Origin of the sequence: Cohnella kolymensis (assembly GCF_000829465.1) — a bacterium.
Lineage (GTDB): Bacteria > Bacillota > Bacilli > Paenibacillales > Paenibacillaceae > Cohnella > Cohnella kolymensis.
Window position 1 is genome coordinate 34,845 of sequence record NZ_JXAL01000012.1, and the last position, 23,336, is coordinate 58,180.

At 49.3% G+C, this 23,336-nt stretch carries 19 protein-coding genes and 2 pseudogenes; 18 read left to right on the top strand and 3 right to left on the bottom strand.

Annotated features, from left to right (window positions below; genetic code table 11):
• Positions 1-3: 3 nt before the first annotated feature.
• The 9 genes from SD71_RS08500 to SD71_RS08540 all read left to right on the top strand — a co-directional run bounded on the left by SD71_RS08500 (position 4) and on the right by SD71_RS08540 (position 12,568).
• Entirely contained in the window at positions 4-1,290 is a 1,287-nt protein-coding gene (locus SD71_RS08500) for an adenylosuccinate synthase (protein WP_041062015.1), read from the top strand.
• 199 nt (positions 1,291-1,489) lie between these two features.
• Positions 1,490-4,525, top strand: coding sequence for an efflux RND transporter permease subunit (locus tag SD71_RS08505; RefSeq protein WP_041062016.1), 3,036 nt, complete (start codon positions 1,490-1,492; stop codon positions 4,523-4,525).
• 146 nt (positions 4,526-4,671) lie between these two features.
• A complete protein-coding gene (locus tag SD71_RS08510; RefSeq protein ID WP_152619389.1) occupies positions 4,672-5,328 on the top strand; it encodes a hypothetical protein in 657 nt (218 codons plus the stop codon).
• Between the two features lie 176 nt (positions 5,329-5,504).
• Positions 5,505-6,929 carry a M23 family metallopeptidase gene (locus SD71_RS22110; protein ID WP_052476086.1) on the top strand — a complete coding sequence of 475 codons (1,425 nt, stop codon included), beginning with the start codon at positions 5,505-5,507 and terminating at the stop codon, positions 6,927-6,929.
• A gap of 123 nt (positions 6,930-7,052) precedes the next feature.
• Positions 7,053-7,793 (top strand): response regulator YycF, encoded by a 741-nt coding sequence (gene yycF / locus SD71_RS08520; protein WP_041062049.1) that lies wholly within the window; start codon positions 7,053-7,055, stop codon positions 7,791-7,793.
• Positions 7,790-9,613, top strand: a complete 1,824-nt coding sequence (gene walK / locus SD71_RS08525; protein WP_041062018.1) for a cell wall metabolism sensor histidine kinase WalK — start codon at positions 7,790-7,792, stop codon at positions 9,611-9,613. Before yycF ends, walK begins: the two co-directional genes overlap by 4 nt.
• Entirely contained in the window at positions 9,610-10,935 is a 1,326-nt protein-coding gene (locus SD71_RS08530) for a YycH family regulatory protein (RefSeq protein ID WP_041062019.1), read from the top strand. The genes walK and SD71_RS08530 overlap by 4 nt, the downstream gene beginning before the upstream one ends.
• Positions 10,936-10,953: 18 nt before the next feature.
• Positions 10,954-11,712 (top strand): two-component system regulatory protein YycI, encoded by a 759-nt coding sequence (gene yycI, locus SD71_RS08535; RefSeq protein WP_041062020.1) that lies wholly within the window; start codon positions 10,954-10,956, stop codon positions 11,710-11,712.
• Positions 11,713-11,764: 52 nt separating this feature from the next.
• Positions 11,765-12,568, top strand: coding sequence for an MBL fold metallo-hydrolase (locus tag SD71_RS08540; RefSeq protein ID WP_041062021.1), 804 nt, complete (start codon positions 11,765-11,767; stop codon positions 12,566-12,568).
• A 15-nt stretch (positions 12,569-12,583) separates the two neighbouring features.
• Here SD71_RS08540 and SD71_RS24180 read toward each other — a convergent pair whose 3' ends face one another.
• Complete coding sequence (locus tag SD71_RS24180) at positions 12,584-12,784, bottom strand: hypothetical protein (protein WP_041062022.1); 201 nt, start codon at positions 12,782-12,784, stop codon at positions 12,584-12,586.
• A gap of 170 nt (positions 12,785-12,954) precedes the next feature.
• Here SD71_RS24180 and SD71_RS08550 point away from each other — a divergent pair, with 170 nt between their 5' ends.
• From SD71_RS08550 to SD71_RS08590, 8 genes and pseudogenes are all read left to right on the top strand, one after another.
• A complete protein-coding gene (locus tag SD71_RS08550) occupies positions 12,955-14,238 on the top strand; it encodes a S1C family serine protease (RefSeq protein WP_041062050.1) in 1,284 nt (427 codons plus the stop codon).
• A gap of 14 nt (positions 14,239-14,252) precedes the next feature.
• Entirely contained in the window at positions 14,253-14,420 is a 168-nt protein-coding gene (locus SD71_RS22980; RefSeq protein WP_082034132.1) for a CxxH/CxxC protein, read from the top strand.
• A 155-nt stretch (positions 14,421-14,575) separates the two neighbouring features.
• Positions 14,576-14,851 (top strand): hypothetical protein, encoded by a 276-nt coding sequence (locus SD71_RS08555; protein WP_041062023.1) that lies wholly within the window; start codon positions 14,576-14,578, stop codon positions 14,849-14,851.
• A gap of 954 nt (positions 14,852-15,805) precedes the next feature.
• Positions 15,806-16,590 (top strand): annotated as a pseudogene (locus SD71_RS08570) (arylamine N-acetyltransferase).
• A complete protein-coding gene (locus SD71_RS08575) occupies positions 16,574-17,128 on the top strand; it encodes a GNAT family N-acetyltransferase (protein WP_235427040.1) in 555 nt (184 codons plus the stop codon). Before SD71_RS08570 ends, SD71_RS08575 begins: the two are co-directional and overlap by 17 nt.
• Before the next feature lie 82 nt (positions 17,129-17,210).
• On the top strand, positions 17,211-17,933 hold the full coding sequence (locus SD71_RS08580) for a multinuclear nonheme iron-dependent oxidase (protein WP_161793361.1): 723 nt from the start codon (positions 17,211-17,213) through the stop codon (positions 17,931-17,933).
• A gap of 60 nt (positions 17,934-17,993) precedes the next feature.
• Entirely contained in the window at positions 17,994-18,512 is a 519-nt protein-coding gene (locus SD71_RS08585) for a DinB family protein (RefSeq protein ID WP_235427041.1), read from the top strand.
• A gap of 24 nt (positions 18,513-18,536) precedes the next feature.
• Positions 18,537-18,886: pseudogene (locus SD71_RS08590) on the top strand (GNAT family N-acetyltransferase); the annotation flags it as partial.
• A gap of 26 nt (positions 18,887-18,912) precedes the next feature.
• Here the strand turns inward: SD71_RS08590 and SD71_RS08595 are convergent.
• Positions 18,913-20,352, bottom strand: a complete 1,440-nt coding sequence (locus SD71_RS08595) for a magnesium transporter CorA family protein (protein ID WP_041062027.1) — start codon at positions 20,350-20,352, stop codon at positions 18,913-18,915.
• A 1-nt stretch (position 20,353) separates the two neighbouring features.
• Entirely contained in the window at positions 20,354-21,073 is a 720-nt protein-coding gene (locus SD71_RS08600; RefSeq protein ID WP_041062028.1) for a TrkA C-terminal domain-containing protein, read from the bottom strand.
• Between the two features lie 498 nt (positions 21,074-21,571).
• Between SD71_RS08600 and SD71_RS08605 the strand changes: the two genes are divergently transcribed.
• The gene (locus SD71_RS08605; protein ID WP_041062029.1) at positions 21,572-23,323 is read left to right on the top strand and encodes an ABC transporter ATP-binding protein; all 1,752 of its coding nucleotides are present in this window, start codon (positions 21,572-21,574) and stop codon (positions 23,321-23,323) included.
• Positions 23,324-23,336: the final 13 nt, after the last annotated feature.

Consider the following 23,336-nt stretch of genomic DNA (forward strand, 5'->3'; position numbering starts at 1 on the left):
GCATTGTCAACAGTCGTCGTAGTAGGGACGCAGTGGGGTGACGAAGGCAAAGGGAAAATCACCGATTTTCTCGCGGAAAAGGCCGACGTGGTCGCCCGTTACCAAGGCGGTAATAACGCCGGACATACCATCCTCATTCAAAACAAAAAGTACAAATTGACGATGATTCCTTCGGGAATTTTTAATGAGAACAAATTGTGTGTGATCGGCAACGGAATGGTCATCAATCCGAAGGCTTTGGTTGAAGAAATCGGGTATATCCGGGATAACGGCTTTTCCACGGATAACCTCAGAATCAGCGATCGCGCCCATGTGATCATGCCTTACCATATCCTGCTGGACGTTCTGGAGGAAGACCGTAAAGCCGACAATAAAATCGGCACCACACGCAAGGGCATCGGCCCCTGCTACATGGACAAAGCCGCCCGCAACGGGATTCGGATCGCCGATCTGATGGTCGCCGACGCTTTTGCCGACAAAGCGCGCAGCATAATCGCGGAGAAGAATCAGACCATTACACAAATGTACAACGGTGAGCCGCTCGATGCCGACAGTATTATCAAGGAATATCTAGAACTTGCGGAAGTGCTTCGCCCATTCGTCACCGACACATCGGTTGTGCTTAACGACGCAATTGACGGTGGGAAAAAAGTTTTGTTCGAAGGCGCGCAAGGCGTCATGCTGGACATCGACCAGGGCACATACCCTTATGTGACAAGCTCCAATCCTTCGGCGGGAGGCGTCTGTATCGGTTCAGGCGTAGGCCCTACCAAGATCAGAGAAGTCATCGGGGTAGCGAAAGCTTATACGACCCGCGTCGGGGACGGTCCTTTTCCGACCGAATTGTTGGATGATTTGGGAGGCTGGATCCGCGATAAAGGGCATGAATATGGAACGGTCACGGGGCGCCCGCGCCGCGTCGGCTGGTTCGACAGCGTCGTTGTGCGGCACGCACGCCGCGTCAGCGGAATCACGGGATTATCGCTCAACTCGCTCGACGTGCTTACCGGTTTGGAGACCGTCAAGATTTGTACGGCATACCGGTTCCGCGGAGAGCTAATGGAGCACTACCCGGCGAACCTCAAGCTTCTCGAAGAATGCGAAGCGGTGTACGAGGAGCTTCCGGGCTGGAGTGAGGATATTTCGGGTGCGAAGACATTGGCCGACTTACCGGCAAACACCCGTAAATTCGTTGAACGCGTTTCGGAGCTGACCGGCATTCCGATCGCCATCTTCTCCGTCGGCCGCAATCGTGAGCAGACAAATCAAGTGGTGCCGATTTATCAATAAAAGCAGCAAGAAGAGCCGATCAGGGCGGAGCTTAGCTCCCTCTGACCCGGCTCTTTTTTTGTTTTTTCATCCACGGGTCTTAATCTTCCTCGGTCTCTGGTCCAGGTACAAAAACATCCTTGCGACCATGTTAGATCTTTCCAAAAGCACTTACAATGTGGAACGTAGAGGAATTAAGAGGAAAGAGTGGAGAGAGAATATGAAGTTTTTTACGAATTTTTCGCTGCGCAATCCCGTGGCCATTGTGCTGCTGGTGATTCTAGTAGCGGCCGGCGGCCTGTACGCTGCGACGCAGCTCAAACAAGAGCAGCAACCGGAAGTGGCTTTCCCGGGCGTTATGGTCTCGAGCGTGTATCCGGGAGCGGCTCCGAATGAAGTGTTGAACCAAGTGACACTGCCTCTCGAGAAAGTGCTTCGAAATGTGGAAGGTGTTAAAAACGTTACCTCCCAATCGGCGAACAGCGTGTCTATGCTTCAGCTGGAGTTCGCATTTAACGACGATATGAAGAAGAAGCAGGAAGAAGTCAAACAGGCGATTGCAGATGTGCAGCTGCCGCAAGAAGTGGAGAAGCCGAAGGTTCAGTATTTCTCCACTACGAATCAACCGATTATGTATACGACAGTGACCGCGCAAAAAGATCTTTCCGTCGAGCAGCTCACGACAATCGTGAAAAATTCGGTCGTTCCTGATCTGCAGACGATCGAAGGGGTTACTGACGTGCAAGTGGCGGGCATGAAAGATGATGGCGTCTATATTCGCCTGGATGCTGCCAAAATGGCCGAAAAAGGTATCTCCTACGATCAGGTGATGGGTGCTCTTCAAGCCAACAATTTAAGTGTTCCGCTGGGCGAAGCCACTGTTGACCACAATAATTTGCCGGTGTTCGTACAGGGGGATTTACGCTCCTTGGAGCAATTGAAGCAATGGAATTTGACGCCTGCCGGTGATGTTAAGCTTACTGATATCGCACAAATCGAGCAAGGCAAAGACCTGAGCGTCATCAACCTTACCAACGGTAAACCGAGCATCACCTTGAACATCGTAAAGTCAGGCACCGCCAACACCGTTGAAGTGTCCGATAAAGTGCTGCAGGTATATGAAGATGCCGAGAAGAGCGGCGAAATCAAGACGATGATCATGTATAACCGGGCAACGGACGTAAAAGACTCGGTCAGCACATTGGCACGTGAAGGCGGATTAGGCGCATTGTTCGCATCTATCCTGATCCTGTTCTTCCTGCGCAATTTCCGGGCGACGCTGATCGCCATCGTCTCTATTCCGTTGTCTATGCTTATTGCGATGATTTGTCTGAACTACTTTACCGACGTAACTTTAAACATTATGACGCTCGGGGGTCTGGCCGTTGCCACCGGTCGGGTGGTGGACGACAGCATCGTGGTCATTGAAAATCTCGTCCGCCGGATGCGCGGTGAGAAGATGAGCAAAGATCTCATTCTCTCTGCAACAGCCGAAGTAGGAAGAGCGATTACCTCCTCTACGATCACAACGGTTGCCGTGTTCGCGCCGCTTGGGTTGCTCTCCGGAATGATCGGCGGTTATTTCCGCCCATTCGCCTGGACCGTTGCCTTCGCCTTGTTATCTTCCCTGCTCGTAGCGTTGACGGTCGTACCGCTAATGGCATGGGCGCTAATGAAAAACGCGAAGCCGAAGGAAGAGAAAGAGTCGGCGATGAGCCGCGGCTACAAGCGCGTACTTCGCTGGTCGCTCGGTCACAAAGCAGTCGTGCTCGTTCTTGCGATGCTGCTGTTCGTCGGCAGCCTCGTGCCGATGTTTGCGGGCGCGGTGGGGGTCACCTTGCTTCCGGAAACGGATTATAAATACATGTTTGCAACATTGAAAATGCCGAAGGGCACAAGCCTTGACGTCCTCCAATCAGAAGCCGATAAGATGGATGTCGTCATTCGTGAGCATCACAATGTTCACAACACGAGCCTCACTCTTGGAGGCAGCATTACCGGAGGCGGAGATTCCAGCACCGCTGAATGGTTTATCGGGCTCACTTCCGACACCGACCTGGATCAATTTACCGACGAGGTCGGAAAGAAAGTTAAGGTACCTCAAGACGCTGAGTTCAGTCTAATCAAAGACGATATGGCCGGAGGCGGGGCGATCTCCGTTACGGTGACCGGTTCGTCAGCCGCAGACATTCGAATTGCGACGGAACAAATCACGGATACGATCAGCAAAGTTAAGGGAACTTCGAACGTCAGCAATAACTTGCAACATGGAACAAAAGGCATCGCAATCGAAGTCCGTCAGAGTGACGCTTTGAAAAACGGGCTGTCAGCCGCTCAGGCATCGTTCATGCTGAGGCCTTTCCTGACCGAAACGAAAGCGGGCCGGATCGGGGACGGCTCGAAAGCCAGCGACCTATACTTGGCTCTGAACGGTGTGTCGATCGCTTCGGTGGACGACATTGCGAACTTGAAGCTCCAAACACCTTTGGGTAAAAACATTCAAGTACGAGACATTGCTGACGTCAAGGAAGTGCAGCTCCCTAGCACGGTACAATTCAAGAATGGTTCCGAGTTTGCTACTGTGTCCGGTAAAATCACAGAGAAAAATGCCGGCAAAGTAAACACGGATATCGAGAACGCATTAAAGGAACTCAAACTGCCTGCTGGAGTCGAGTATTCGTTCGGCGGCAGCAACGCGGACATTCAACAGATGATAACGGATATGATGATGGCCATGATGATCGCGGTCGGTATGGTATACATTGTGATGGTCATCGCCTTCCGTGAAGGCCGCGCGCCTCTCGCTGTATTGTTCTCCCTCCCATTCGCCCTGATCGGCGGTTTGGTAGGAACGATGGCGGCAGGCGAACCGATTTCCGTATCGAGCATGATCGGCTTCTTGATGCTCATCGGGATCGTGGTCACGAACGCCATCGTTCTGGTCGAGCGTGTACAGCAGCAGATTGAACATGGTGTAAGTATTCGTGAAGCATTGATTGAAGCGGGCGGAACGCGCTTGCGGCCGATTCTGATGACGGCCATCGCCACGATCTGCGCCTTGATCCCGCTGGCAATCGGCCTTGGCGGCGGAAGCATCATTTCAAGCGGCCTAGCGGTTGTCGTGATCGGCGGGCTCGCAAGCTCTACGCTTCTCACACTGGTCGTAGTGCCGGTAATGTATGAGCTGCTCTATTTCAAACGCTCTCGGAAGCAGCGTATGGCCAGCAAGCCTGTGACAGCGGAAGCTGCGGCTTAAAAGCCGAAATGCCAGGAACCCCCTTATCGCATCCGCGCAAGGGGGTTCCTCTTTTTCTAGCGAAAATTCGCCAAACGTTATAGGAATGATTAAAGGGAGGTTTGCCCATACTAAAAACTATGAAAGATTTGCCGGGAGGTAAAAAAATGTTTAAATGGATGAGCTGGGTAGTCCGGATGGGAGCGACAGCATTGCTGCTCAGCTTCTTGTGCATATGGACAACAGGTTATATCGTCAACAGCTATATGGAATCATTGATCAAGCAGTTGGAACTGCCTATTGAAACAAAACCCTTCGCGCTGTCCGGGATCTGGGGAACGCTATGGGGCGCCGGCAGCTTCCCGGACAAGGAAGCCGCGCCAAGCGAAACGCCGAACCAAGAAAATCCGTCGCAGGAGGCAACATCAACCCCAGATACGTCGACGGGAAACTCAGCCGCAGCCCCAACAGATGACAGCCCAAATGATCAACCGCCGATTGCTTCTCCTGAGCCTGATCAGGAAGCCGTCCCGGAACCGCCAACGAGCACCGATGATACAGAACCTGTTTTCAACGAGGACTCGGCAGCCGGACAGCTTAGCGCCGCCCAGCGTCAGGAATTGTATGCGATGGTTGTCTCCAAATTAAATGCCGAGCAGCTGAAGCTGCTTTCAGATTCATTGGAAGGCGGTCTAACGCAAGATGAGCTCACAGCGGTGGACGCGATGCTTAAAAATTCCTTATCTGAAGAAGAGTATAAACAAATGATGGGCTTGCTGAAAGGCACGATGAAAGCCGATTTATCCCCGTCAACAGAGGGTTAAGCCTATTAATAGACCAAAGCCGCCTCCGGTATGCGAAGGTGTCTGTTTTCTTTTATTTCCAATAATCCCCATATTTAAGGTTGATAGTCTCATCGCAACTATGCTAAAGTAATAAACAACCTTTTTCCAGATTAGAGGGAAAGGAATATGAATATGTAAAAGTAAAGGAGAAGATCATGGCCGTTTTCAGGGGAACGGATCGGATCCGGAACATCACAGCCGCCTTACGGCAAAGCTTCCGGCGCGTTCGGTCCAAGCGCTTGAAAGGAATGACAGTTGTCGAGAAAACTACTCAAACCCACTTAACCTACTATCAGAAGAATGATCGCCGGCCGCTCATTGCAGCCGTGCTCGTGCTTTTTGTGTCGATTGCCGCTGCCGTTGGTGGACAGCAATATATTCAAGCTCACAGCATGGACTATTACAAGGTTCTCGTAGACGGTAAACCGGTCGGCGAGATCAGCGATCGTCAGAAAGTCGAGCAGCTGTTGCAGAGCATATCCTCCCAGCTGAACCGTGCGGACACTCCCGTGCAATACGCGATCGACGAAGGACAGGTCACTTATGAAGCGCTCAGTGCTTATCGAAAGCAGACGGACGACGAGTCTACCCTGAAGCTTATTGCAGGAGCGCTGCAGACACATCCGGTCGGCGTGCAGCTGGTCGTCGACGGAATGGCCGTCGGCATTGTCCGAGATCAGAAGACCGCGGATGCCTTGCTTGAGAGAGTCAAGCACAAATATTTACCCGCAAACAGCAAGGCCGAACCTGCCATCAAGTCGTTGTCGTTCCGGGCTGAGTCGATGAATGCAGCTGATTCGAAGCCGGATCACAGAGTCACATCCGTAAATTTCGAAGAACAGGTGAAGACGCGGACGGTGAGCTTACACAACCGGCAGTTGTCGGATCCGGAAGATCTGTACCGCAAGCTGACGACAAGAGAACCCGTATCGCAGACCGAATCGGATCCTCCTGTTCTCAATGTGAAATCGGTAGAACAAGTAACTGAGATTGAAGTGATTGAACCGAAAATTATTTACAAGACCAGCGATGAACTGAAGCTGGGCAAATCGAAAGTCATCCAAGAAGGAACGGACGGACAGCAGCAAGTGACCTACCGGCTGCTCAAGAGAAACGGATATTTGATCGAAGAGACAATCGTAACCCACAAAGTTCTCAAAGCCGCCTCACCCACGATTATTCTGAAAGGAACAAAAGTGGTGCAGGGCGAGGGTACAGGGACATTCTCCTGGCCGGTTGTCGGGGCTCGAATTACAAGCTACATGGGCGAACGATGGGGCCGGATGCATAAGGGAATCGACCTGGTCGGAGACAGCAGCATATTGGCCGCGGACAACGGCGTCATTGAATTCGCCGGTTACAAAGGAGCCATGGGCAAAGCCATAATAATCGACCACAACAACGGCTTCAAAACCGTATATGGACATATGAAAAGCATCAATGTGAAAGAAGGCCAAGTCGTCGAGAAGGGCGAGGTCATCGGAGTTATGGGCAGCACCGGGCGTTCTACAGGAACTCATCTGCATTTTGAAGTTCATTTTAACGATAAAGTGAAGAATCCTACCAGTTACTTGTCATAACCTACGAAGCTTTCCCGCCGGTCGGCAGACCGAGGAAAGCTTTTTTCTATGCATTGGGCTCTTGTCGGCATTATGGTAAAATAGCAATAGATTAGCTTCCGAGAAGCGGAAGGCGGTGACATGATGCCGGGAAAAATATTGGTCGTGGACGATGAGCGGCCGATTGCGGATATTCTGAAGTTTAATTTGGAAAAAGAGGGCTACGAGGTCATCTGCGCTTTTGACGGGGAGGCTGCGGTTCGGCTTGCTTTTGAAGAGGATCCGGATCTCATTCTGCTCGATGTGATGCTGCCGATTAAAGATGGCATGGATGTATGCCGCGAGGTGCGGGCGCGTCTGTCGACGCCTATCATTATGCTGACCGCCAAAGATTCTGAAATCGATAAAGTGCTCGGACTCGAGCTCGGAGCGGACGATTACGTGACGAAGCCGTTCGGCACGCGTGAGCTCTTGGCCCGGGTCAAAGCCCATTTGCGCCGCCAGCGCAAGCTTGACACGTCACGAAGCGATGAGGACTCGTCTCCTGAGGCGGAACGGCAAGGCCTGAAATTATTTAATCTGTTTATCGATACGGATATGTACGTTGTCTATAAGAATGGCCAGCCCTTGGACCTGACTCACCGGGAATTCGAATTGGTGCATTATCTGGCGCGCAACAGCGGCAAAGTGATGACCCGGGAGCACCTATTGCAAGCGGTATGGGGATTTGAGTATTTCGGGGATGTACGGACGGTAGATGTCACGATCCGCCGGCTGCGGGAGAAGCTTGAGGACGATCCCAGCCGCCCTGAAATCATTATGACCAGGCGGGGTCTCGGTTATTTGGTGCGCAATCCGAGAATGTCGGGCGGTCAGTACGGATGAGATTGTTCCAACTGTTCCGCAGCATCCAGATCAAGCTCATCTTGATGGTGCTGCTGCTCATTTTGATCGCGGTACAGTTAATCGGCGTCTATTTCATCAGTACGATGAAAAACTCGCTGACCACCTCTTTCACGAATAACTTGAATGCGCAGGCTAAGCTGCTTACCACTTTCTTGTCGTCTTCCGACATTAAGGACGGGAATGCGCAAGCAGCCAGTGAAGTAAAGCTGAATGAGGTTGTCGGCAATTTCTTCACGATCAGCGGGGCGGAAATTCAAGTGCTCGATGCGGGGGGCAAGCTGCTGGCTACATCCAACCTATCACAGCAGCCATTCATTGGGCGGAAGAATACATCTTTATTGGTCAGCCGCGCTCTGCAAGGGGTGCGGGACAATGAAGAAGAAATTATAGATGACGATAATACACGCAGCAAGATCATCGCCAAGCCGGTAATCAGTAACGGCAAAATCGTTGGAGCGATCTATATCGTCGCTTCTATGAAAGACTTGTACGATACGATAGAACGGGTAAACCAGATCTTCGTGTCTGCGACGTTGATTGCGCTGGGTCTTACCGCCGTTCTTGGCGTTCTGCTCGCAGGCACCATTACTTCGCCGATCAAAGCCTTGACGCGTCAGGCCACAGCCGTAGCGGAAGGCCGGTTCGATGAGCGTGTGCCTGTGTTCGGCAAAGATGAGATCGGCCAGCTGAGCGTGGCCTTTAACGATATGACCGACCGGCTGAGCGAGGCGTTGTCGATCAATGAAGAGGAGAAGGAAAAGCTGTCTTCCATCCTCTCCAACATGAGCGACGGCGTATTGGCTACCGACGAGCTCGGGCGGGTCATAGTCACGAATCATCGCGCCAGGGAGATGCTTGACATCGAGGCGGCGGCCGAAGGCAGCACGCTGTCTGAGTGTCTGGGGATTGAGAAGGCGCCGATTGCGGAAGCGCTGCAAGGTAAGGAAACGACGCAGTATCTGCACAGAGAAGTGGAAGATAACGAGGAAGCATTGTTGTTCCGCGTCACTTTAACTCCGATCCGGCGCAGGGACAAAGGAGTGGCGGGCGTTATTGCGGTTCTGCATGACGTAACCGAAATGGAGAAACTTGAGCAATCGCGCCGGGAGTTCGTCGCCAATGTTTCCCACGAACTCAGAACACCGCTGACCACAATTAAAAGCTATGCTGAAGCGCTGGATGACGGCGCTTTGGAAGAGCCGCCGCTCGCCGGCCGTTTCGTCGACGTCATTCGCAACGAGACGGAGAGGATGATCCGGCTGGTCACGGACCTGCTGCATTTGTCCCGGTTTGACTCCCGGCGCAATCAACTGCGCAGGCAGCAGACGGATCTATCGGAGATGCTGGAGGAAGTTGTCGACCGGTTTTCATTTCAGCTGCGCCAGAAGGCGATCACGGTAACCGTCAAGGTCGAATCAAAGCTGGAATCGGTATGGCTCGACCGGGACGGAATCGATCAGGTTCTGGATAACCTCGTGTCGAATGCGATCAAATACACGCTGGATGGCGGATCGATCGATATCTCCGCCGGACGCAATGAAGCGGGTATGCTGGCCATTGCCATCAAAGATACGGGAATCGGGATCCCCAAGAAAGATCTGAACCGTATATTCGAGCGTTTCTACCGGGTGGATAAGGCGCGTTCGCGCAATATGGGCGGCACGGGATTAGGTCTGTCGATTGCCCGGGAAATCGTCCGGGCGCACGGAGGTTCTTTAGCACTGGATTCCGACACCAATAAGGGAACTGTTGCGACAGTGCTGCTGCCGATTGTCTTGGAAGGAAGTGAGCAGTCATGATCGAGAAAGGCAAATCCCTGCTGCTCTTCCTGCTGGTACTTCTTAGTCTCCTGCAAAGCTATTTTTTGGCTTACAGCATGCCCAACATGGATCCCAAAGTGAAGACGGAGCTCGACTACGTCAAGGCTGAGCCTCTTGGAGCGGAGACCACGCTGGATAAGCTTATTTTTCCGGAACAGATGGTGCTCCATATGGGCAACGACAAGCACACCGTGTTCTATCCGAGTACACAGCCCTATTACAAGCTCATTCTTGACAAGCTGAGAGTCCGTGAGTTCCAAGGATTTCAACAGGATCCGATCGATGTTGTGAATTGGGATCAAGTTCGGCGCAGAGACGAAGGGGTTGAACTGCGGTTCGGGCGTGCGGTTCCGTTTCAGCTCCTGCAGCAAGTATTCAAAATAGATGGAGATTTCTTGTTCTCCCGGGATTCGATTAACCGGATTTGGATATTTTCCAGCAAGGATCGCGATGAAGTGCGCACTTTCTTCTTCAGCAGCGACGGCCGCAACGTCTATGAATCCCAGCGTGCGGATATCACCGGCGGGGATGTCAAAGGTTATGTCGGATTCGGCCAATATTGGGATCCGTACTCTTCGATTGACGGTAAGGTCTATACCCCGGATAAACCAGTGACCCGGTTCAAGCAGATGCAGGTGAATTTCAGCCGCTACACTACGGAACAGATGCAGGATAATCTGTTTTTTGACCCGGGAACGACTCGAACGATCCAAGATCGCAAGAATGGCCCTCAATTTTACACGGACGGCAAGAGAGGCCTGAAAGTCGAGCAAAATGGCGGCTGGATGTCTTATACGGATGCCGTGGCCTCCACTACCGGCGATAACGATTTGATGGATAATGTATCCGCTGCGGTGGACTTCGTCAACCAGCATGGCGGATGGAACGGAAGGCATCAGCTTGTGCGGGAAATCGTACCGGAGAATGGCAGCGGCATCCGATTCCAACAGTATTACAAGGATGCCCCTGTCGTTTCGGGCAATTCGATAACGTTCGGCTACATGCAGCTGACGCTGCAGCAGGGGGATGTCGCCTCCTATGAGCGATCCTTAATCGTGCTCGGGAACGAAGAAACGAACAAAAAAAGCCGAATGCTGCCGGGCGGTGAGCAGCTTCGTATGCTGCTTCGGCAAGTTGAAACTTCAACCGCGAAGGTAGAAGCGCTTTTTCCGGCTTACAAGCCGAGTCTTAATAAGGATGTACTGACTTTCCACCCTGTATGGGCGGCAAGAATGACCACCGGTGAGACGGTTGTAATCTCGGATTCGGCGCCGCCGCCTGTGGTGCGACAGGCACCATAGCTGAAGGGAGGGATAGGCATGGATTGGAGACGGGCCAAAAGTGTGTTGATTCTCTCATTTCTGATGTTGAATTTGCTGCTCGGTTACCAGTTGTGGTTGGATTGGCGCGAAAGGCTGAATACGGCAGTCGACTGGACATCCCTTTCCCCGGAAACCCAGCAGGCGATGCGCGACAAGAACATTCAGTTCGATGCCGATGCCAAGATCCCGACGGAAACCCCCGCCATGAGCGAATTGACATACACCTTTAAACAGCGGATGCGGGACAATGAGCAAAAACCCATTTTATCGCCGCCTGAAACTCGCATCGTCTATTTTGAACAGGAGCTTAAGGACGCATTGGGAACGGTCATACCGGAGCTGGATTCATATGCGCTGGACCAGAAGCGCATCATGGACAACACATTCGTCTTCAACAGGATGGAAGCCGGATACCCGATGTTCGACATCAATCTGGAACTGCTATACGGGGAGCAAAGGATACGGGGTTATAGACAGGATATCGTTGAGGCGAAGCCTTCCGACGGGGTGAAACAGCAGCAGGTTCTTCCCGCATCCAAAGCGGTAGCCAATCTGATCGAGAGAAATTTGCCGCCGGGGTCTACGATCAAGGAGATTCGTCTGGGCTATAACGGTGAAATTTTCGCAGATGCGGAGAGGCAAGTGTCCGCCCCCGCCTGGAGGGTTCTATTGGAAAATGCCGAAGAAGTGTACTATGTAAATGCGTTCAGCGCTGAAGTTGCAGTAGAGAAAGCGGATGTGCCGGTTAAACCTTAATGGGTTACACCCACAGGATGCGGGTACATCTAATAGGAGAGGACAATACCAGATGGGGCTTCGTTTCACCGTACTTGCAAGCGGCTCGACCGGCAATGCTACCGTCGTATCTTCTGATGAAGCGACGGTACTGATAGACGCCGGCTTGAGCATGAGAAAAATAGAAGAGTTAATGAAAGAAAGGGAAGTAGCCGGCGATCAGCTGGATGCCATCCTTGTCACCCATGAACATTCCGACCATATTAAAGGGCTGGGTGCGATAGCGCGGAAATACGAATTGCCCGTGTATGCGAATGAGAAAACTTGGGGCGCCATGCTCCGCACGGTAGGTGAGATTCCTGAAGCGCAGCGCCGTATTCTGCCGACGGACGGTGTGATGGAGATCGCGGATTTACGTGTCGAATCCTATGCGATTTCGCACGATGCAGCGGAGCCGGTCGGTTATTGCTTCTATGCGGACGGCGTAAAGCTGAGCTTAGCCACCGACCTCGGTTACGTAAGCGACAAAGTGATGAGGCAGCTTCAGAATTCGGACGTGCTGGTGCTGGAGTCGAACCATGACATCAACATGCTGAGAATGGGGCGCTACCCATGGAACATCAAACGCCGGATTCTAGGCGACACTGGGCATTTGTCCAATGAAGCGGCAGGCGACGCCCTTTGCGCTTTGCTCTCGGGAAGCACCCGCAGAGTCTATCTGGCCCATTTGAGCCAAGAGCATAACTTGATGGATTTAGCCAAGCTGACGGTGAATACAATAATGCAAGACAACGGCGTTTTCTACCAAAAGCATGAATTTGAGCTGCGTGACACCTATCACGACCGGCCGACTCTATGGGATGTATTGAAAGTCTAGTTATTTGGCAATCATTTATAAGAGCAGCTGGCGATTCAGTTCATTTTCCATCTGTATCGCTTTATCCTTGATTTCGTCCGGTGTAAGAACGCCTTTCTCCACCAGCAGCTCCAACAAGGTACTCAAGGCGAGAAGCTGCTTGTAATGATCGTCTTTCATCTCGGCCATTTGAGAGGCGAGTTCTAGATATTGCCATCCGTAAGCTGAAGTTTTCACTTGGCATCCTTCCCTTCTTTTACACGCGTATTGGGAGCAAAAAGAGCTTGCTTGTCCCTTATTGCTCTGTCATTCTATTACTATTCTAGTCAAAAACTTTGAAAACATTCCTGCTATTTGATAGGAACGGAATGGGAGCAGGAGCCCTAATAGAAGGATGGTGCTTGGCCATGAGCTTTTTCGACGATGATTTCTTCTCTACACGGGTAACCAGACGCTCCCTTAAAGGCGCGAGAACCGGATCGAGGCGCTCCAGGGGTATTTTTAAAGGGCCGATGTTCCGAGTAGCTTTCATTTCCTCCCTCGTCAGCTCCTTGCTTGTGGTCGCTCTGTTCCTGGCTCTGAACCGTACAGGAGCATCCGGGTCCGGCAGCAAAGCCGCGTTCGCCGGAGGAGAGACGCTGGTGGAGACTTCAGAAAGGATGATCTCCGCCTCCGCGAAAGTGCGCCCGGCCGTCGTCAGTATTATCAATTTGACTGAACAAGTTAAGATGCCTAAGGAAGAGGACATGTTGCCGAACAGCGGTGAAATCCCCGAAAATGCCAGCTTGGGGTCGGGTGTCATTTTTCAAAAGAAAGATGGCGAAGCTTTCATTATCACGAATGCCCATGTGATCCAGGATGCTGTAAAAGTTCAAGCCGTTCTGATGAATGGCGATAAAAAAGAAGCTAAGATCGTCGGCAAAGACACGATCACCGATCTTGCTGTGCTCTCGGTCGACGATGAGGGAATAGACACCGTGGTTGACATAGGTAACTCCGAGAAGCTGCGCGTGGGCGAGATGGTCATTGCGATCGGTAACCCGCTCGGTTTCTTCGACTCGTCAACGCAGGGCATCATATCCTCTACACATCGGATTATTCCGATATCTCTTAACCAAGATGGGAATTATGATTGGGAGCAGGAAGTCATCCAGACGGACGCTGCGATCAATCAGGGTAACAGCGGCGGGGCATTGGTGGATTTGAACGGCAGGCTGGTCGGAATCAACAGCATGAAATTGGCGGAGATGGGCGTGGAAGGCATTGGGTTTGCCATTCCGGTTGATGACGCGATGCCGGTCATTGATGCCTTAATGGAACATGGCAAGGTGACAAGGCCATATCTCGGGGTTTATTCGATGGACTTGGCTTCCTACTTGGATGGTGCGTCTGCACCGGGTACAGAAGAGGGTGGAGACCAGGCGGAGCCGGATGATCTGAACCTGCCGGAAGATGTTAAGGAAGGCGTTCTCGTACTGGAGGCTGTCGGTCCTGCGCTGGAAGCCGGGTTGAAATTGAATGATGTGATCGTGGAATTGGACGGCAAACCGATCGGGACGACAATGGATTTACGCAAGTATTTGTATAATCACAAAAAGATTGGGGAATCGTTGGAAGTAACATACTATCGTGACGGTAAAAAAGAGACGGTTGAGCTGGAGCTCACGGAAAAGAAGGATGAAGAGCAATAGAAGAGAACAAGGGCTTGTACTGTGTATGCCGTGAGCATGTAGAGCTCGCGATCGACAAATTCGTGGATGAATACGAGGATGCGCCGGATCTCGTTGATTTACATACAACGACCTTCTCGGCGTGGGAGCCGCCCGCGCACTGCGATTTGTGCGGTAAGCCGGCAGAAGTGCTTGTGGTCTAGAGGTAATGGAAGCATCGGAGACAACTGTTCTGCAGTTGTCTCTTTTTGTTTGCATTGGACAGGAAAAAGCAGGTAATTCTAGTGAATCGAGCGAACTTAAAAGCGAAGAGAGCTTTTATAGATAAACAATAGCGGGTTTTAGGAGGATTAATTTGATGCAGAGAAGAACAGTGGGGATGTTGTTTATTTGTATCGCTGCTTTTTTGTATGGAGTTCGATATATTACTGCAGCTATTTTCGGATCTAACGTTTCCTCATGGGACAGTTCATTATTTAAAGCGATGTTAAATTACATTGGAAATGGACCGCTGATCCTCAGTGTGCTGTCATTAATTGCGGGAATCCTCTATTTAATTGTTGCGGAATTTGGTGAATCATTAAAAGGCAGCTTTGAGCAAATAAAAAGGAATTGGAATGAATTTGATGAATGACAATGGAAGATTGAAATAAATAAAAAAATCTAGGGAGATGGACGTCATACAATCCATAATAATTTGGCTCATTCTCACATTCATTTTTTTCTTTATTTTGCATGCTATTATTCAGTCAGCAATCGATGGTTCAGCATTGACCAAGAGACTTACACAAATTAGTCAACAGTTAAAGTATTTTCAAAATCAGGCAGAAAGTCAACGAAGAGAAAGTGAACAAACCGGTATGCAGGAAACAAACTCTGAAGTTGTTGTTAATGAGACCTGCCCAGGGTGTGGATTCACAGTGAGGAGTAATGCAATAGTTTGTCCTTCCTGTGATCTGAGATTGAATGTTGATTAACAAATCAAATTGAATGGAGGGTAATAGTGAAGAACGAAAGCAGTCATAACAGCTCCATGAGAGCTATAGTAGCGGTAATACTTAGTATATTCAGTTTACACATCCTTTTTATCAGTTATATTATTCAGTCACTACCATTACTTTTTTTATCTATGGTTGATTCAATCATTGCAATTGTACTAGGCATCAGCTCGGACACTAAATTAGGACATGCAAGCGTAATAGCAGGAATCCTAATGGTATTGATATGTATATTTTTATTGAACATGTAATTTGCTAATCATTTCATGCACGCTGAGGGTCATGGCTGGTCCGGCAGGTTTTTGGACAAGAGGCATTTCGCGGTTATGGGGATGGCAGCGATGTATGGATCTACGATAAAACGAAGGATGGTTTTGAGTGTAAGCCTGATATACAAAGCGTAGCGCATGATGAAATCAAAAATGGCAGCATACAATATCAACTGTATATCAATGTGGTGAAGAGTAAAGTCATTATGTTCTCGTACTTTTATAAAGGAGATAATAACGAGGTATGGATGCTTGATATTACTCCGGACGGCATACGGAAAGAAATACAAGTGACTCATAGTGAATAAGGGGCTAATTCATATGAACGCCAATGCCATCGTTGATGCATTTCTAGATTATTTACAGGTGTCAAAAAGAGACAATGATATTATCTTCTTGAACGATCTTATTAAAAGTCATCAACTGAAAGTTAGATGGGAAAACCTCACCAAAATATTGGACTATGAGCGCGGGTATTTAACTAACGATTTCATACCGCCCATCGAAGAGTACTTTAACCGAATCATTAAACACGGATATGGCGGTACTTGCTGGACGATAGCTATCGGATTTATTGGCTGCTAAAGCAGCTCGGGTATGATGTTCATTATCTGTATATGGACTCCGGCCATTTATGTTTAGGCGTGAATATAGATCAACCATATTACGTAGATCTTGGTTTCTGCGCCCCGTTGTTCAAGGCTTATCCTATGTATGAATCGTTTGTGGCCAAAGACAACCGGGAGACTTTTGAATACATCGTTTCAAATGATGAAATAAAAATCATTAGAACTCCAGGTCCTACTAAAACCTTAAATCCTGACCCAGTATTACTTGACGACATGTTGCCGAAAATCAAGAACTCAAACAATTGGAGTACGTCCCCTGTGCTCAAAGATATTATGGTTTATGGATATGTTGACGGTATACCTACCTCCATAACTAACAGCACATTGAAACAACATTTTACGGATGAGAAAATTGAACAAAATCTGAATGCAGAAGAGTTGCAGGATTGGATAACAAATCGTTTTAACATGGACTATGAGCTTTACAAGAACGCTGTTCAAATTATGCAGAGAAGAAGGGGTGACAATCATTTTTAAACATATTATCAATGAGAAACTCGAGCTCCGATTGCTCGAAGCCCGCCATGCAGAAGCTGTTTATGAAGTAATTGAAATGAATCGAGGCTATCTTTCCGAATGGTTTCCTTGGGTGCCTAATACAAAGAATGCTGAGCATACAAAAACATTCATTGAGAATGAACTTCGCCGATTTGCTCATAACAATGGTGTTTCGACAGGAATTTTCTACGAAAATAAATACATCGGAAATATCAGTATTCATGAAATCAACTGGAATAGTAAATTATCCTCTATCGGATACTGGATCAGCTCGGAGTACCAAGGTTTAGGGATTGTCACAACTTGTTGTAGAGAATTATTGAACTACGCATTTGAAACCTTGGGTTTAAATAAAATAGAGATCAGAGCAAGGACCGACAATGTAAGAAGCAGCGCGATCCCGATCCGATTAGGCTTCAAACAAGAAGGCATTTTAAGACAAGTGGACTATAACAACGATCGTTATTATGATCATGTCGTCTATGGATTGCTGAAGGATGAGTGGAGAGGCAAATAAAGAAAGGATGAATTGCCATGTCCAGTTGGGTTGTAATTACTCTCCCGAGTTAATTCGCTTATTGGAGACGGGCAGGTCCAGAGTGGATTGGATCAAACTCTCCTTGAGGGACACGGTTTGGACGGAGCATGCCATTTCGAGCCCATTTTGTCCGCAGCTTCTGCATACATTGCCTCATGCTAGCAAACGTGATTTTGAGGATATTGATTTTGACGAAATAAATAAACAGATCAAGGCATGCAAATCGCCTCATATCGCTTTACACTTGTTGGCTAAGAAAGAAGATTGGGATGCGGATGAAGTTACAGATGAAGAGATTATCGATAGAATGCTCCATGTGGTCCTGAGGTGGAAGAAAGAATTAGAAGCAGATTTATTAATCGAAAATGTTCCTTATTATGGTTTCCGTGGCACGTTCCGCTGTGCTACAGATCCCGAAGTGATAACAAGAATCTGCAATGAGGCGGATATCGGTTTAATGCTAGACTTGGCGCATTTAAGGGTAGCTGCCTGTCATAGAGGAGAAGAAGTTGATCAGTATTTAGAAGCTATGCCCCTGAATCGTGTTCGAGAAATCCATGTTTGCGGCCCGGGAATGGATCCGGAACGCGGGTATTTTCGAGACAGACATCTAGAGATGCAGGAAACGGATTATAACCTGTTAGAGAAGAGTTTAGCACTCACAACTCCTGTAGTTGTGACTTTGGAATACGGGGGCACAGGGCCTATCTTTGAATGGCGCAGTGAAATAGACGTGCTGGAAAGACAGCTAAATAGACTAAACAATATAGTGGCAAACAATTGAATGCTACATGATTCTAGAAAGAGGCTGTGAAGTAATTCGAAACGTAAGGAGGAACTTCCGTTGAAGCTATTTGATTTAGAACCTGATGCTGAGATGAGTCCTACCGTAGGGTTATTACATTCCATGGTTACTTATAATTATCAACGACTGAATCGCCTGGTTATCGGATTAACCCAAGATCAGATTGATTATAAAGGTCCGAACAACGAACTGAATAGTATTGCCCAGTTGCTCAGACATCTAGCTGTGGTTGACCTTCATTGGGTTTATCGATTGCAATCCTCCGAAGTCCCGTCAGAACTAACAGGCAAATTTGGACCCATGTACGACGAGGAAGGTAAACTACCTTCTGTTAGGAACGTTCCTCTACATGTACTCCTTGAAGAATATGAACAGATACAAGATATGTTCAGAGAAGTCTGTAAAAAACTATCAGACGCTGACTTGGATAAGGTTGTCCCTTTTGAGAACGGAAACTCTTCCACCATTCGATGGGGAATATGGCATATTGCTGATCACAGCCGGCATCATTATTCGAGTATTGTTCAGCTAAAAAAGAGTTTCGAGGGTGAACTTTAAGTAAGTTAGGGAGCTCAGACAACAGGTCAATGCTACATAGCTTCTAACACCGATGGAATCATCGGCGTATTTGTATTACTAAGAACTCGTCCAGAGACTATTGAAATTGTTAACATTGCAGTGTGGAAGATTGCCAAGGCAGAGGAATCGGAAAGAAACTTGTCATGCATGCAATTCAAGAAGCCAAAGCACACAATATTAAAACCATTGAAATCGGCACAGGCAATTCAAGCGTGAATCAGCTTCTTTTGTATCAGAAATGCGGCTTTCGTATCATTGGTATCGACCGAGACTTTTTTTACAAGGCACCAGATGAGATCTATGAAAACGGAATTCAGTGCAAGGATATGATAAGGTTAAGTCTAGATCTATAGAATTTGATTCCGGAGACCTGCTCGCGTTAACTCTGTTGTCGGCGTATAAAGTCACGGGTCCATTTCCACATGACGTTCAGAACAAGCAGAAATGCGACTGTTAGACCGGAAAATGTGACAACAAGCGCGATCCACTGAAAGAGGGAATATTCCCGTACCACAGTCCACGAAAAATCTCCCTTAAAATCTTCAATGACCTGGTTCATTCCGTAAATCCCGCTGATGACCGTATAGATGGTAAGAATGGTTAGCAAGTAGCTGGACTGCTTTGCCGCACGGTTCTCCTGATACTGGTACAAGTCATTGAGCGTCTGCTTAACGTCCTCAAACAGCTTGTCATTGCCATAGACGGAGCGGATCTGGGTGAATAGTTCACGGCCTTGGGTCTGAGAGACGATCTCGACAAAATAATATTTCGCGGAGAAAGAAGTAATGTCGCGGATCAGGTCATCCGTCTGTTCCTGCTTGCGTTCGAGCTGCACACGGGAGTAGGAAAGCGACAATTTCAGCAGAACGATACGGTGGAATAGATTGAGAAGTAATCCATAGTAATACTCGCCGTACATTTGATTGGCCAGAAGTCTGGCCGTTTCCGGCGTTTCCCGGGTGAGGCAGCTGAAGCAGCCTTCATCGGTCAGGTAATACGTATTCGGTGCCCATCGGTCATACCCGAAGCGTCGGCAATAGTCCTCCATATAAGGCGGATGGCTTGCCCCGACTCGCGCATTGCCCTGAAGATCCAGACCGTCCATCCGGGCTGCGCGGTAACGGTGGGTCAGCGTAATTTCCTCGTCTTCGGAAAAGGCAAAGAAAGCCATGACAAACATTCGCTCGTCCATGAAGAAAGGAAGTTTCTCAAAGTGAGTGCCTTCCATGGGCGTCCGGTCCAAAAAGGCCGGCAGATGAGGCGCGAGCACCTGGAAAACGAAATCCTCCACTTCCTCGAACTTGGTCTCGTCTTGGAGCACATACGTATTGCGATCGAGCTTATTGATATCCTGAAGATGCCGCATTCGATCCGCAAACTCCAATGCTTGTCCGTATGTCGAATCCCCGCCGCAGTCCATCTCTACTCGCACCGTGAGAAAGCCTGTGTCGAAAGGGCATAGAAAGACGTCAATGGAGTGAACGGTAAATTTGACCTGAATCTGCTTACTTTTTAACTCTGCCCTGATATTCATAGATTTCGACAACCTGCGAAAAGCTTCAGGATCATTGCTGTCGGGAAATAAGATAGGATTCGTAAAAGGCAGATAATAACGCTCTAAATCTCTATGTGAAGCTCGGTTATGCGGGCCGTAGAACGAATCTTCCAGCGCTAAATCTCCCAATTGAAACGGGATGAAGTCATCCTGCAATAACACTTCGCGCAGCTCATTCAAGCAATGCTGTTCCAAGGAGAACGGAAAAATAAACTGAAATTTCGCTTCGCGTACGGTTGGATCTTGTCCGGCCGGCACGAACATATCAACCGCCTCCCATCATGGAAAGACCTTTTTTCTCATCTTTCAGCAATAGAGTTTCTTTTTCTTTGATTTCCCTAGCGAAAAGCCGCTGAATTTCTAGCTGATCGCCATAGACGTACAGCAGATCGCCCGGCTCCAGCTTGGTCTGAAGCCGTTCTCTGCGCACGGTTTCCGTACCGCGCTTAATGAAGAGAAGATTGATATCTCCATCCTTGTCGCAGCTTTTCTCGAGTGTTTGTCCGATTAGCCCGGATTCCTTGCCGATCGGTATGTCGATGAATGTATCCGTATCCGACAGCAGCATAACCTCCGCGATCGGTAATTCATGAACGTCGAACTTCTGCTCCAGATTTTGTTTGAATTTCGCGACAAGGAACGATTCTACGCTCGGGATCCGCAGACAATAGAGCAGCACAGCAAGGACGATCGGAATAATCGACAGATAGGAAATGCGGAAATCGGGAACGAGAATGCTGCTGATCGAGGAGATGATGACGGCAAACGAAAAGATGCCGAACAGAATGAGAAATATGCCCAGCCGGCGCCGGAGAGGATGACCAAGAATCAGTTCCGATTCCTTGGTCGTAAATCCGGTGCTGGTGAGCATGGACACGACCTGAAAACGGGAGATATCGTAATCCAGACCGGTCGCACGCATGAGCACGGTCGCGATCTCGATGACTAATATGACGATGACGAAATAAGTGACGATGAACCACATTCTCCGCCATCTCCTTTCATAACCTGAAAATAGGTTTACTCATCTTTTACCCGCTTTTCCGACAACTAAAAGCTTCGTACGTTCTTGGCGAGGTAAATACTTTTGTAAAATGTACATAAAAATAACAAAAACCCCGTTGACAGTTTTTGGGGGACGATGGTAAAGTGACTGATATAACTTTGATGAACGGAAAGGGGGGTTACGAAAATGCGATACGGACCACATGATACTGCATTGCGGTTTATTGACGGAATGGACACTCGCTATGGACGTAACCCTCTCGCGCACTGATCATTACGAAGAACTTTTCGTAATGAGGCGCATGGTTACGGTTGCGTAATCGTGCGCCTTTTATTATCGCATACGGAAGCAGGCTGTGTAGTTAATCGGGCTGACTCCTTATGCGAACAGCGGATTGCTGGGGCAATCCGGTGAGGCGTATCGCTTACGGCGGTATGCCTTTTTTGTTCCTCATGGGAAGGATGTGCAGAGAGAGATATGTTTATCGTGTTGAAGAAATTAAGCTGGTTTTTTGCGATGCATTGGAAAAGGTACACGGTTGCGATCGTGCTGCTAACGATCGTCGGAATCCTGGATGTGATCCCGCCCAAGCTCATCGGCGTTGCCATTGACGGGATCCACCAAGGGACGCTGACCGGCGGCAAGCTGACAGAGCTGCTGGTCTACTGGGGCGCGCTGACTGTCGTTGGATACGGCCTGACTTACATCTGGCTGTACCAATTGTTCGGGGGTGCGTTCGTGCTGGAGAGGCTGCTTCGATCCCGATTGATGCGCCATCTTCTGAAAATGACGCCGACATTCTATGAACGCAACCGCACAGGAGATTTGATGGCCAGGGCGACTAACGATTTGCGGGCTGTTTCGATGACGGCAGGATTTGGAATTTTGACACTCATCGATTCCACCCTGTTCATGCTCACCATCGTCACAGTAATGGCGGTCTTCATCAACTGGAAGCTCACACTTGCTGCGATGCTGCCTCTGCCGATCATGGCTCTGCTTATGAAGCATTACGGTAAAAAGATTCATGCACGGTTTATGAAATCCCAGGATTCTTTCGGTAACTTGAATGATCAAGTGCTGGAGTCAGTATCGGGGGTTCGCGTAATACGGGCCTTCGTGCAGGAAGAAGCGGACCGCGATCGCTTCAGTAAGATGACGGACGAAGTATTTGACAAAAACGTGGCGGTCGCAAAAATTGACGCCATGTTCGAGCCTACGATCAAAATTTTGGTCGGAATCAGTTATTTGGTCGGGTTATGTTACGGTGCGGCGCTTGTGTTCACGAATGAGCTTACACTCGGGGATTTGGTCGCCTTTAACATGTACCTCGGGATGCTCATCTGGCCGATGTTCGCAATCGGAGAATTGATCAACATTATGCAGCGGGGCAACGCTTCGCTCGACCGCATCAATGAGACGCTTGGCGTCAAGCCCGATGTGAAGGATGCACAGACACCAGTGCTGGTCGAAGTGCCGGAATCCATTGAGTTCGACTCGGTAACATTCCGTTATCCGTCCTCCACGATCGATAACTTGGTTGAGGTATCGGTTACATTAAAGCGGGGGCAGACGCTCGGCATCGTCGGTCGTACCGGAAGCGGGAAAACAACGCTGCTCAAGCAGCTGCTGCGGGAATATCCGATGGGCGAAGGAAGCATTAAAGCCGGTGGTGTGCCGTTGACAGATCTGGAGCTGGATCGTTTACGCAGCTGGATCGGATATGTGCCGCAGCAGCCGATTTTATTCAGTAAAACGATTCGTCAAAACATCTGGTTCGGCAGTTCGGATGATAACATAGACGAACAGAGGTTGAATCGGGCTTTGGAGTTAGCGTCATTCCGCAAGGACGTAGCTTTCCTTCCGGATGGACTGGAAACGCTCGTAGGCGAGAAAGGCGTGGCTCTCTCCGGGGGTCAGAAGCAGCGTGTCAGCATCGCCCGAGCGGTCATCGCCGATCCGGAAATTCTGATGCTCGATGATGCGTTGTCGGCCGTAGACGCCAAGACGGAAACGGAAATTCTGGAGGGGATCCGCAGCGAACGCGCGGGAAAGACCACTCTCATTACAACGCATCGCCTTTCGGCAGTGCAGCATGCGGACTGGATCATCGTGCTCGATGAAGGACGCGTTGTTGAAGAAGGCACACACGAGGAGCTGATCCGGAATGCGGGCTGGTATAAGGAACAGTATGACCGGCAGCAATTGGCATCGGTTGTGGAAGCTTAATCGCAACAACAAG